Annotated in this window: 11 protein-coding genes and 1 tRNA gene; 5 read left to right on the top strand and 7 right to left on the bottom strand. The window is 44.7% G+C overall.

Annotated elements, in window-relative coordinates; translation table 11 throughout:
- Window positions 1-185 precede the first annotated feature (185 nt).
- The 7 genes from NM125_RS04460 to NM125_RS04430 form a co-directional block, all read right to left on the bottom strand.
- A complete protein-coding gene (locus tag NM125_RS04460) occupies window positions 186-2,369 on the bottom strand; it encodes a sodium-translocating pyrophosphatase (protein ID WP_255133267.1) in 2,184 nt (727 codons plus the stop codon).
- 60 nt (window positions 2,370-2,429) lie between these two features.
- Entirely contained in the window at window positions 2,430-2,987 is a 558-nt protein-coding gene (pth, locus tag NM125_RS04455; RefSeq protein WP_255133265.1) for an aminoacyl-tRNA hydrolase, read from the bottom strand.
- Between the two features lie 44 nt (window positions 2,988-3,031).
- A complete protein-coding gene (locus NM125_RS04450; protein ID WP_255133263.1) occupies window positions 3,032-3,751 on the bottom strand; it encodes a 50S ribosomal protein L25 in 720 nt (239 codons plus the stop codon).
- Between the two features lie 19 nt (window positions 3,752-3,770).
- The gene (locus NM125_RS04445; protein ID WP_255133262.1) at window positions 3,771-4,703 is read right to left on the bottom strand and encodes a ribose-phosphate diphosphokinase; all 933 of its coding nucleotides are present in this window, start codon (window positions 4,701-4,703) and stop codon (window positions 3,771-3,773) included.
- Between the two features lie 103 nt (window positions 4,704-4,806).
- Window positions 4,807-4,877: transfer RNA gene (locus NM125_RS04440), tRNA-Gln, on the bottom strand.
- Between the two features lie 48 nt (window positions 4,878-4,925).
- Entirely contained in the window at window positions 4,926-6,095 is a 1,170-nt protein-coding gene (locus NM125_RS04435; RefSeq protein WP_255133260.1) for a DUF2851 family protein, read from the bottom strand.
- The gene (locus NM125_RS04430) at window positions 6,088-6,399 is read right to left on the bottom strand and encodes a YtxH domain-containing protein (protein ID WP_255133258.1); all 312 of its coding nucleotides are present in this window, start codon (window positions 6,397-6,399) and stop codon (window positions 6,088-6,090) included. The genes NM125_RS04435 and NM125_RS04430 overlap by 8 nt, the downstream gene beginning before the upstream one ends.
- Before the next feature lie 123 nt (window positions 6,400-6,522).
- On the opposite strand from NM125_RS04430, the gene NM125_RS04425 reads away from it, so the two are divergent.
- The 5 genes from NM125_RS04425 (at window position 6,523) to NM125_RS04405 (ending at window position 12,792) form a co-directional block, all read left to right on the top strand.
- Window positions 6,523-7,026 carry a phosphoribosyltransferase family protein gene (locus NM125_RS04425; protein WP_255133256.1) on the top strand — a complete coding sequence of 168 codons (504 nt, stop codon included), beginning with the start codon at window positions 6,523-6,525 and terminating at the stop codon, window positions 7,024-7,026.
- 17 nt (window positions 7,027-7,043) lie between these two features.
- Window positions 7,044-7,919: a DUF3078 domain-containing protein gene (locus NM125_RS04420; RefSeq protein ID WP_255133254.1), complete on the top strand. Its 876-nt coding sequence runs from the start codon at window positions 7,044-7,046 to the stop codon at window positions 7,917-7,919.
- Window positions 7,919-9,259 carry a pyridoxal phosphate-dependent decarboxylase family protein gene (locus NM125_RS04415; RefSeq protein WP_255133252.1) on the top strand — a complete coding sequence of 447 codons (1,341 nt, stop codon included), beginning with the start codon at window positions 7,919-7,921 and terminating at the stop codon, window positions 9,257-9,259. The genes NM125_RS04420 and NM125_RS04415 overlap by 1 nt, the downstream gene beginning before the upstream one ends.
- A gap of 6 nt (window positions 9,260-9,265) precedes the next feature.
- Complete coding sequence (locus NM125_RS04410; protein ID WP_255133250.1) at window positions 9,266-10,132, top strand: DUF3667 domain-containing protein; 867 nt, start codon at window positions 9,266-9,268, stop codon at window positions 10,130-10,132.
- Window positions 10,133-10,233: 101 nt separating this feature from the next.
- Window positions 10,234-12,792, top strand: coding sequence for a CotH kinase family protein (locus NM125_RS04405; RefSeq protein ID WP_255133248.1), 2,559 nt, complete (start codon window positions 10,234-10,236; stop codon window positions 12,790-12,792).

Below are 12,792 nucleotides of genomic sequence, written 5' to 3'. Positions count from 1 at the left end.
CTGAGGCTTTGCCGAAGAATCTTCAAGAGTCTGATAGTACATCACAATCACTTTATGCAGTTGAAGATCCTTCCCCCGATTCTCGGGATCAGGATGACTTGAGAAAACAAATTGATTGATTCAAATAACAAAAAAGCCCCGCCCATAATTTATGGGCGGGGCTTTAAAATACGTGCTTTTTAAGCTTAAATCATGGTTGCAATAACAAGGGCAACTACTGACATCAGCTTAAGCAGGATGTTCAGTGAAGGACCGGATGTATCCTTGAAAGGATCACCAACCGTATCACCAACAACACCGGCTTTATGAGGCTCAGAGCCTTTTCCATACTCAACACCGTCGATGGTTACGCCTTCTTCAATCATCTTCTTGGCATTATCCCATGCACCACCGGCGTTAGACTGGAAGAGGGCCATAAGTACACCTGCAGAAGTAACACCTGCAAGAAGTCCACCCAGCATTTCTGGTCCGCCAACAAAGCCAAACAGTACAGGAACGATCACGGCAAGAAGGCCGGGAAGTACCATTTCACGAATAGAAGCTGTGGTTGAAATCTCAACACACTTCTCATATTCAGCTTTACCGTCTGCGGCTTCAAAAGTAGCGCGATCTTCATCTGACCAGTCAGCAAGTTTCTTGCCTTCATTTCGGTTCATCGCACTCAGAGCTTCAGTAAGCTCGGGAATATCTCTGAACTGACGACGAACTTCTTCAATCATACTCATTGCCGCGCGGCCTACAGCCTGCATGGAAAGAGCTGAGAAAAGGAATGGTAGCATGGCACCTACAAAAAGAGCAGCCATTACAGAAGGACGGGTAACGTCAATTCCGGTAAGAGCTACTTCATGAGTTGCGTTATACGCTGTAATGAATGCAGCAAAAAGAGCAAGTGCGGTCAGAGCAGCAGAACCAATCGCAAACCCTTTACCGATAGCAGCCGTAGTGTTTCCTACAGCATCAAGCTTATCAGTACGCTCACGTACTTCCGGCTCAAGCTCAGACATTTCAGCAATACCACCGGCGTTATCAGAAATTGGGCCGTATGCATCAACAGCTAACTGAATACCTGTATTTGAAAGCATACCCACGGCAGCAATCGCAATACCATAAAGTCCGGCAAATTCATAAGCTCCGATAATGGCAGTAGCAATAATGATAATTGGAATAGCTGTTGAGATCATACCAACACCTAAACCGGCAATAATATTTGTTGCAGATCCGGTTACGGACTGATTGACAATCGACCAAACAGGTTTTGTGCCTGTTCCGGTATAATGCTCGGTAATAAGTCCGATTAACAATCCGGCAGCCAATCCAAAAATAGTGGCCCAGAAAACACCCATAGAGGTAAGGGTTTGTCCACCGAATGTCCATTCAGCAGGAAGCATCCATTGGATGATAAAGAAAGATGCTACCAGCATAACTGCTGCAGAAGCAAACTCACCAATATTCAGTGCAGTTTGAGGATTTCCGCCTTCTTTAACGCGTACAAAGAAAGTTCCCAGAATAGAAGTAATGATACCTGTTCCTGCAAGAACCAGAGGAAGCAATACTGCGGAAAGCCCGTTGAAGTTATCACTCCACTCAGGAATAGTCATGAAAGCAGCACCCAATACCATAGAACCAATAATCGATCCTACATAAGACTCAAAAAGGTCGGCTCCCATACCGGCAACGTCACCTACGTTATCACCTACGTTGTCAGCAATAGTTGCTGGGTTTAACGGGTGGTCTTCAGGAATACCAGCTTCAACTTTACCTACAAGGTCGGCACCAACATCGGCCGCTTTAGTGTAAATACCACCACCCACACGTGCGAAAAGGGCGATAGAAGAAGCACCGAATGAAAATCCGGTTACAATAGCGAGTACTTTATTTACAGCAGCTGCGCCTTCAAGACCGAACAGGTTTCCAAAAAGGATAAACAATCCGCTCAATCCTAAAACTCCAAGGCCTACCACGCCAAGTCCCATTACGGAACCACCGGCGAAGGCAACTTCAAGTCCTTTACCAAGGCTGGTACGAGCAGCATTTGTTGTTCTTACATTTGCTTTAGTGGCAACTTTCATTCCAATAAAGCCTGCAAGACCGGAGCACAGGGCACCAATTACAAATGAGATAGCAACCATCCAGCTGGAAGTGGTTGGGTCGGCACTGAAAGCAAGAATTACAGCCACAACAGCTACAAAGATAGAAAGTACTTTGTATTCAGCTTTAAGGAAGGCCATGGCGCCGCTCGCAATATGCTTGCTGATGCGTTCCATTTTTTCGGTCCCGATATCTTGTTTAGATACCCAGGAAGATTTAAATGCAGTGTACAAAAGTGCGAGCACCCCTGCCACCGGTATTAGATAGACTAAAGTATGCATTGTTTCCCGTTACGTTAGTTTAAGTTCAATGTGCTGAAGTCTGGCTTCAGTCAACATTCATTAATTAAAGTTGTTCATGGTTTTTGCGATGCCTTCCCGTGCAAAATGCAGGCAGGCATCATGGGCTTTTTGAATGCCCTCTTCCAAATACTTTTGATCTGAGTTGTTGAACGGCGAAAGTACAAAATCAACCTGCCGGCCTTTCGGAAAATCATTTCCGATGCCAAACCGAAGTCGTGGAAACTCACGTGTTCCCAATAACTCAATGATGTTGGCAATCCCATTGTGACCGCCGGCGCTGCCTTGTGGCCTTAACCGAACGTCACCGACGTCAAGATTAAGGTCGTCATATACAATAAGGCAGTCCTGTTTGTCTGTTTTGTACTCAGAAAGTGCTTTTCGTACCGCGACACCACTTCTATTCATATAAGTAGTTGGCTTAATCAACACCACTTTCCGCCCGCGATGCCTTCCTTCTGCAACCACAAAAGGCCCGTTTCCAGGCCTAAATGTGGTAGAAAGAGTTTCAGCTATCGCGTCAACAATTTCAAAACCGATGTTGTGACGTGTTCCTTCATATTCTTGCCCGATATTTCCTAATCCAACAATAAGGGACATATCAAGCAGGGATCACGTTACCGTTCTCGGGTATCAAATAAATGTTATTCTTCTGTTTTTTCTTCAGAAGAATCTTCTCCTTCCTCACCTTCAGGAGCTTCTTCGCCTTCAGCAAGTTCTTCACCTTCGGCCGCTTCGCCTTCAGCAACAACTTCTTCTTCGGTCTCTTCAGTAATACCGGCCACAAGATTTTCGAGGAAGTCGGCACCTTTCGGAGGACGAATGGTTACGATGGTTCGGCTGAGGTCATCCAAAGGAATAATACCTTCCAGTTCCAAATCAGAAATATGGAAAGACTGGCCGATTTCGAGTGGAGAAATGTCAATTTCAAACTCTGCAGGAATGTCAGCTGGAAGTACGCGAATTCGCACAAAATTCATTGGTTTGAATACGCGACCACCATTTTCAACAACCCCTTTCGCATTTCCTGAAATCTTGATAGGAACACGAAGTGTAACTTTTTGATCGTCAGCCAATACGTAAAAGTCGGCATGGATCGGACGGTCTGTAACCGGGTCGAATTCCGTTCTTTTTAACAGAGTTTTGTAGGATTTGCCGTCAACAGTGAGTTCCTGAAGCTTGGTTTGAGGCTTTCTTAAAATCTTCTCTAATTCAAGTTCATCAATAGAAAAGTGAACATTTTCCTCAACATCAGGACCATAGAGAACAGCCGGGACACGTAATTCTTCCCTGAGCGCTTTATTCGCCTTTTTGCTGGTCTCTCTGACCTTTCCTTCAAGTTTTACTAATTCTGGGTATGCCATAATGCGTTTACCTTAATCATTAATTATCAAACAGTGCACTGATAGTGTCGTTAGTGTGAATGCGTTGTATAGCTTCAGCAAAAATATTCGCAATGCTCAGCACTTTAATCTTATCCGAAGGCTGGCGAAGCTGAACGGTATCCGTTACCAACAACTCATCAATAGGCGAATCTTCGATTCGCTGAAATGCCGGACCCGACAAAATCGGGTGTGTACAAATTGCGACAATACTGAGCGCGCCTCGTTCTTTCAAAGCTGCTGCAGCATTCGTCAATGTTCCGGCTGTGTCGATCAAATCATCGACGATTAACACATTCTTTCCTTCTACTTCCCCAATCAGGTTCATGATTTCAGATTGGTTGGCTTTAGGCCTTCTCTTATCAATAAATGCCAGCGTAGCGCCCAATTTTTTAGAGTAAGCACGTGCCATTTTAAGGCTGCCAACATCAGGAGCTACCACTACCAGGTTATCGATAGGGTTGGAAGTAAAATGATCAATAAAAGCCCGGCTTGCATATAAATGGTCAAGCGGGATATCAAAAAATCCTTGTATCTGAGCTGCGTGCAAATCCATCGTTAAGATGCGATCGGCACCGGCTTTAACCAGCAGGTTAGCCATCAATTTTGAACCTATTGACACCCGGGGCTGATCTTTACGATCCTGCCGGGCATATCCAAAATAGGGAATAACGGCGGTTACCCTTTTCACTGAAGCTCGTTTAGCGGCATCCAGCAATAACAAAAGTTCGATAATGTTATCACCGGGAGGAGGCGTAGACTGTATCACAAAAATGTCTTCGCCCCGAATGCTTTGCTCGTACTTAACGTACTGCTCTCCATCTGAAAACTTTTTAATAGTCACATCACCTAATGATGTGCCATATTCTTCAGCAATTGCTCTTGCCAAAGCCGGGTTACTTGTTCCGGAAAAAATCGCCAGAGGTGTGTCCACTTTGCGCGGGCTTTCAGTTCAGGTTAATGCTGTGAGTTACTCATGTAAACAACAGCTAATAAACAAAAAGGATGGCTTAACAGTCATCCTTTAGCTAAATATGTTGCCCGGGGAGGATTCGAACCCCCACTGACTGGACCAAAACCAGCTGTCCTGCCATTAGACGACCGGGCAATTCATGTCATTGACAGACTCCAAAGATAGAAATCACTTTAAAAGCAATCAAGACTGAATCGCTTTTTTTAGTACAAAACATTCAGAGCATCGGGAAGCTTTGCAATATGAATTTAATTGGTGGATTGAGCCCAGCTTTTTGCGATATCGTTTGTCCTGAAGATGGAAAGGCCGGAACTTTTTGAGCAAAGAGGCCGGTATCGGGGTTCTTAAATTTTTCCAGCTTGAGAGTGAAGCAGATTTCAGCCGGCCGGAAGCAAATAAATTTCCCAGCATAAAGAGTGCGGGAAGATAGACCGTGCCAAATAAAATCTCGAAGCGGGCGGTTTGGTTGAGCGCCGCTTTCCGGAACCATTGCTCCCAGAGGTGAATCGCTTCAGTAGCAAGAAAATGATTAAATGGTTCCTGAAGAATAGCCGCACTTAATTCTACAGCCTGTTCAATCCGCTTTTCAGGGTGATTGGCGGGGCGGACTGATTTATAATTCCAGTTCAGATCTGAATCGGCGTTTGTGAAACCTGCAATTTCCAGGCTCATTGCCTTAGCTTCTTTTATATCCTGCCCATCCCATTTTTTTAACAGCTCTGCGGCAGTGGTAGCCATGGCTTCCCGATTGTGCGGAATGCCGAGCCCATCCCAAAGAGAAATAATGAGGGCTTGTTTCCAGGCTTTGGATGGAAGCAGGTTAGGATCAAAAAAGGTGAGAAAATCATCGGATTTCTTTTCAAAATACTCCCGGTGTGCTTGTTCTATCTGGCGGTAAAAAGCTTCTTCAGAAATAAAATGAAAACCGGAGGTGCAGGGTAACTCAGGGGAGTGTTCTTCAAAATTCTTTAAGAATACGTGTAATTTTTCAGAGAGATAGGGTAAAATATTGAGCGTGTAAGGCCGGCTGCGATTTTGGGTCTGAACTTGTTCAGGATTTGAGTCGGCTACAACATGCAGAACCACGCTATTAAAATTTGGATCCGTGTGATGAGCGTGTGATCTCCAGTTGGAGCTTTTAGTGTGAAGCTCAATATCACCATGCCAGCGAAGCCCGTCAATTTCAAGTGTAGCCTGCTTGAAATCAGGCCCGTCTGAGACGTTTTTCTTCCCGGGATTCAGGATGGTAACAGCATGCCCGGACGTTGTTTGCAAGTCCGAAAAATCAAAAAGCAGGTTTTCCCAAATCCATTGCAAAAAGGCTTCAGAATGTGCAAAGCCCGGTTTAGCCATGTCGGGTAATTTCTTCTACTTCTTCCCCCTCAGAAAAATGAAGATTTTCAGTGGCTTCGTATAAATTGGGGACGGAATCTTTCAGCGTTCTTTTCACGCCTTTGGAAAAGCGGTCAATTCTCTTCTCGCTGTCTTCTTTCCATTTACGGCTTTTTTCTTCCAGAATGCCTTTGGTCTTTTTCCCCTGCTTGCTTACCCAGCGTCGGTTTACTTCACCGCTTTTTGGGGATAGCAGTAACGCGGTTACCATGCCTCCGGCAAAGGCAGTGGCACTTACTAATAATGTTCCAAGTACACGTTTCATAGTTCTCTCTTTTGGGTTGAGGTTAACACTGTTAAGATAACAAATTGTGCCATGTTTTTTATGTTATTTTTTAACACTAAGTAAAGAAAACGGTACATTTGTCTAAATTTTTAAAGTCAGGTTATGAAAAAGCAGATTGTTTTAATGGATCGGGCGCGGATGGAGCGCACGCTTAAGCGAATGGCGATACAGGTTTGGGAGCGAATCAATAAAGAGAATGAAGGTGAAATGGTATTGATTGGCTTGAATGAACGGGGAGAAGCAACGGCCCGGCTTCTTGGGGAGAGCCTCGAAGAATTAATGGGAACAGATATAGCGGTTCACCGATATGATGTACAAGGGAAAGCCTCCAAAAGCAGCCTCCCGGATTGCAACGATAAGTTTGTACTGCTTGTTGATGATGTGATTTTCTCTGGCAAAACTATGTTTAGCGCACTGTCGGCGGTTTGCAGTGTTTACGAACCCGAAAGTATCGAAATCGCTGCTTTATTGGATCGCGGACACCGCAAATACCCGTTACGAACAGACTTGATGGGAATAACAGTACCGACTAAGCCCGGAGAACATATTGAGGTAATGCTTAAAGACGGTAGCCTCAGCCAAGCCGTACTTTTTAAGAATAATTAATCAATCAAAATTGTAAAATGACTATCAGAATTAAAGCTTTAACAGCCTTTCTTTTTTTAAGTTTTATTTCACTAACAGTTTCAGCCCAAACCATTACCATCCCGGATACTCTAAGCGGATGGGAGCAAAAATGGGTGGCTAGTTTCAATGGCTCACAAGCAGCCTACAGCAACTGGTCGCAGGGTGGTGCAAGCTCAGTAAGCGGAACAGGTTCATCCGTCCTAAATTTACTTTACCGGCAGGACCAATTTGCCTATGGATTCAGAACCAACGTTAAGTATGGACAATCCAGAATTAAGAACGAAGGGGTCCGTAAAACAGATGACCTTATTTCCATCAGAAACCGATTTACTTATACCTTCAGGGAAGACGGTTCGCTTGCTGCTTACGGGGTGATAGGTTTTCAAACCCAGTTTGATAAGGGGTACGAATACAATAGTGAAGAAGGGGTTCCTGATGAGTTGATATCAGATTTTATGGCACCGGCTTATATTAATGAAGGCGTTGGTTTGGCATACGAACCCGGTAATTCCTTTACCTTTGAGGCAGGTTTGGGGCTTAAGCAAACCATTGTAAATGATGATAGCTTATCTGCCGTTTATGGCCTTGATCCGGGCGATAACTTCCGGTCAGAAGGTGGTTTAACGACCGGCATTACATTTGAAAAACAAGTGGCCGAAAACATTATGTACAGCAGCAGCCTCGAAACCTTCACCAATTTCCTGATCCCCGTCAGTGAAACAGACGTAATGTGGGGAAATGAACTGGTCGGGCAAATCAACAGTATTGTGAGTGCCTCTTTTCAGTTTGAACTTCGCTACGATAACGACTTTTCCAGTGAAGTACAGCTTAAGCAGGTGCTGTCTGCCGGTGTTTCTGTAAATCTTTACTAATGGATGAAAGCTCACAAAAAGCGTTAGGCCGGGCTCTGGAACAGCTTTCAGAGTGGAAGTCTTCTTTTGGGGATTGGGAGCAGGATTCCTCGCTTTCTGTTTCAGAAGAAAAAGAGCGGGAAGTTTTCACACGTTTGGTACAAAGGCTAAAGTGTAATTTCCCATTCCACCATCCGGTTTATGCGGGGCAAATGCTGAAGCCTCCGCATCCGCTTACATGGGCGGCTTATGCCATGGCGATGTCCATCAACCCCAATAACCATGCCCTGGATGGCGGACCTCCATCCTCAGAAATGGAAAAAGAAGCGGTAGCTGAGCTGGCTCAGTTTTTTGGATATGGAGAGGAGTTTTTGGGTCACCTTACCGCAAGCGGAACCATAGCGAACCTGGAAGCTCTTTGGGTGGCACGGGAATCTCATCCCGACAAAAAAATTGCCTTCTCTGAAAATTCCCATTACACCCATCAGCGAATGTGTGGAGTGTTAAGAGTGGAAGGAGTGAAGGTACCGGTTAAACATGATGGTTCTTTTGATTTAGAAGCGGTGAACCCTGAGAAAATCGGAACGATGGTGGTTACCCTGGGGACCACGGGACTGGGAGAGGTAGAACCACTGGATGAAATTCTGCCCTGGGCAAAAAAGCATGGAATCCGGATTCACATCGATGCAGCCTATGGCGGTTTCTTCAGAACGCTCAAAGATTCCGGAATCATAGACGGTACATCCTGGAAACTGATGGAAGAAGCCGACAGCATTGTGGTGGACCCACATAAACACGGGTTACAGCCATATGGTTGTGGATGCGTGCTTTTCAAAAACCCGGCTGTGGGGAAATTCTATAAGCACGATTCTCCCTATACCTATTTCACTTCGGAAGATCTTCACCTTGGGGAAATCAGTTTGGAATGTTCCCGGGCGGGTGCTGCAGCAGTAGCGCTTTGGGCTACCTTGCAGATGTTTCCCCTGACAGAAAACGAAGGCTTTGGGCCCATCCTGAAAAAATGCCTGCAAGCTGCCCGGAATATGTATGATCTGCTTGGTTCGTCCCAAAAACTTAAGGCATTTAAAAAACCGGAATTGGATATTCTGGGATACTTTCCTGCGCAAGCAAAAATGACTTCAGAGATCTCTGCAAAATCCAAGGCCGTGTTCGATGCGGGGATGAGAGAGCAGTCGTTTTATCTTTCCCTGTATAAAATTCCGGCAAAAATGTTTAGCCGACTTCACCCCGAATATAAAGTGGATGCGGAGCAGGTGACCATTCTGAGGAGCGTGTTCATGAAGCCTGAGCAAAAAGCTTTCACAAAGCAGTTGCTCCAAAGGATTGAAAAAGCTATATAGTCAACCATGTCGGAATTGGTTGATACACACGAATGCCCAAACTGCGGCTATGAGCCTTTCACTACTTCGTATTGCCCCAAATGCGGACAGCGAAAATTATCGGAGAAAGACCACAGGGTTACAGTTCTCTTTAATGAGTTTATAAGCGGCTGGCTTAATTTTGAAAACAGCTTCCTGAACACCCTAAAGGTATTTCTGGGTAAGCCCCACACGTATGTAAGTGAGTACCTATCCGGGGCACGGAAAAAGTATATTTCACCGATTAAGCTTTTCATTCTGGCTAATGCCTTTTACTTCATATTTCCGGCAGTAGATACCTTTAAAACCACTTTGCATACTCAGCTAAACCGACTTCCCTATAGTGAGTACACGGAAGGTTTTATCATGTCTTTTATCGCAGCTTCCGGTATGAGTTACCCGGAGTTTACGCCGGAATACAATGAGCTGACCCAAATACTTTCAAAAGCACTGCTTGTAATTCTTCCCTTGCTATTTTCTGTGGCTACGTGGGTGCTTAATCTGAGTGAAAGGGAGAGAAAGCCATTACTTTATCATATCAATTACAGCCTGGTTTTAAGTGCTTTCTTGGTGTTTGTATTGTGTTCTGTGCTTCCGGGGTCGTATAAGCTGATCGCAGTATATTTTGAGATTGACGGGATGATGGAATTAGTTACTGAGATGAGCTTATCAGTTACCGTATTGTTGATTCTGAATGTGTATGGCTATTTCCTGTACAGGAATTTTTTTGCCGGAAATTTGCTGATAAAAGGATTTAAAGTGGTTCTGTTGAATGTGGCGTTCGTGCCCTTGATTCAATCTTACCGCCTCATCTTATTGTTTGTCACTTTAGGCTGGATGAAATTTTTTGGTTAGCGTACCCCCGGCAGGGATAAATCTTATTACATTTTATTTCACACCTTTTTTCTCAAAAGGCCTTTAATTGCAGGCCGTAAAATGCCAATAGCTTTATCAAGATGTACCGAGCCTATTTTCTAAAATCAGTCGCATTTCTAATCATCATTTGTTCTGTAGTTAAGGTGCAGGCTCAAAATGAAATCCATATTACCGACAGCGGCTTCTATTCAGATTCAGTGATCGTTCAAATTGAGGGTGTGTCCGATTCTTCATCCATTTTCTATACACTTGACGGAGCCTTCCCGGATTCTGCAAGTGCGCTTTTTCAGGATTCATTGTCTATTACCCAAAATTCTGTTTTACGAGTCATGATTTTATCCGATGATCGTGCAGACACCTCGTTCTTTTTCAGATCATATTTTATAGATGAACCGACCGAATTGCCCATTCTATCCGTAACCACAAATCCTGCCGGGTTTTTCTCAGACAGTGCCGGTATCTATGTGGAAGGTACTAATGGCATTCCCGGATACTGCAGAAGCACTCCCAAAAACTGGAATCAGGACTGGGAACGTCCGGTCCATCTGGCCTTCTTCGAAAAAGATCACACTCCCGGTTTTAGCGTAAACGCCGGGGTGAAAATTGGAGGAGGTTGTACCCGGCTGTACGATCAAAAATCACTGGATATCTATTTTCGGGAAGAGTATGGTCCCAAGAAGCTGAATTATCCCCTTTTTGAGGATAAACCTTTTACTGAGTTTGACCGGCTGGCCCTGAGAAGTGGAGGGCAGGATTGGTACAGAGCTATGATCAGGAATGCATCCATACAGGCCATGATGAAAGATCGGATGGATTTAGGATACCAAGCTTTTAAGCCGGTTGTCGTTTTCTTAAATGGTGAATACTGGGGGATTCACATCCTGCGTGAAAAGCAAAATGAGGATTTCATTGAATCGAATTACGGCTATGATGAAGACGAACTCGATATCCTCACAGGAAATGCAAATGTGAAAGAAGGATCAGATACGCATTACCAGGCCATGATTGACTTCATGAAGAATAACGACCTGTCGGTACAGGAAAATTACGAGTGGGTTAGTCGTCAAATGCATATCGACCAGTATATCGACTATGTGCTTACTGAAATCTATATGGCGAATGGAGATTGGCCGGCTAATAACATTCGATTCTGGAGGCCTCAGGTTCCGGGAGGAAAGTGGCGCTGGATAATGTATGACATGGATATGACGATGAACAGCCACACTTTTGGGCAGGATGATACCAACAGCCTGGAGCTGGTGGCTACGACCAACAACATCTATTATGCAAATCCGGGATGGTCGACGTTTCTATTCAGAAGTTTGCTAACCAATGAACGTTTTCGGAATACATTTATTCAGCGATATAGTATTCACATACAGGCATCTTTTTCGCCGGGGCGGCTTTTGGGAGTTATTGACAGTACGGCCGCACTTATAGAATCTGAAATTCCCCGGCATATGGACCGATGGGAAAAGTCATTCCGGTTGGGTTCGGGCATGAATTGGGAAAAACATCTGGAAAGAATGAAGGTTTTTGTGAGGAGCAGGCAAACAAAAGCGCGGACACATCTTCAGAATTTCTTTGAGGTTTCGGGGGTAACTAAACTGGAAGTCTCTTCAAGTCCTGCCGAGGGTGGGGCAGTGACAGTTGAAACGGTTCGTTCGGATACTACCGATTGGGTTTTGATTTATAAATCCATACCAACCACTATTAAAGCGATTCCGGCTCCGGGCTACACTTTTGTGGGCTGGAGCGGTGAGGCGTCGGGCACCAACACTGAAGCAGATATTACCATTGAAAGTGAGGAATCTTTAACGGCGGTGTTCAAAAGAAATGATCTATCCGATGATACTCCGGTCGTGATCAATGAGATAAACTACAATTCAGCTGAAGATTTTGATCCCGAAGACTGGATTGAATTTTATAATAATACCGACTCAAATATTGATTTAGGAGGCTGGTACTTCTCCGATTCCGACGATGAGCACATTTACACTTTCGCTGATGGCACTATAGTAGAAAGTGGCGGGTTTTTAGTGCTTACCAGAGACAGCGCCATGTTTACTTCACTATTTCCTGAAGTGAATAATTATGTAGGAGACCTCGATTTTGGATTTGCCGGAAGCGGTGAACTTGTTCGCCTTTTTAACAATACCGGAGAAATCGTGGACCAGGTTACTTATAGTGATGACCCACCCTGGCCGGCAGAGGCTGATGGAGAAGGGGCAACCCTTTCCCTTACCCATCCTAAGCTGGATAACTCACAAGCGGAAAATTGGGCGGCTTCGGTGGGGCATGGAACCCCGGGAGCAGAAAACAGTGGAGTGCTGGTGGGAATAGAAAAGGAGGAAGACGAAGAAATTGCCAAAGGCTTTGAGCTGTATCAAAATTATCCAAACCCCTTTAACCCGACGACCACCATTTCTTACCGGTTAGATAAACCGGACAGGGTAAAGCTCGCGGTATATGATATAATGGGGAGAGAAGTAGCCGTGCTGGAGAATGGAATGAAGCCGCAAGGAACCCATTCATTTAGATGGGATGCATCGTCCGGAAAATTTTCGAGCGGGGTTTACTTGTATAAACTGGATACCGGTAACCAAACACTGTTTCGAAAGCTTACCCTTATCAAATAA

This window comes from Gracilimonas sediminicola (assembly GCF_024320785.1).
GTDB classification, from domain to species: domain Bacteria; phylum Bacteroidota; class Rhodothermia; order Balneolales; family Balneolaceae; genus Gracilimonas; species Gracilimonas sediminicola.
The sequence above is the reverse complement of the archived record's forward strand: the minus strand, read 5'-3'. Positions and strand labels throughout refer to the sequence as shown.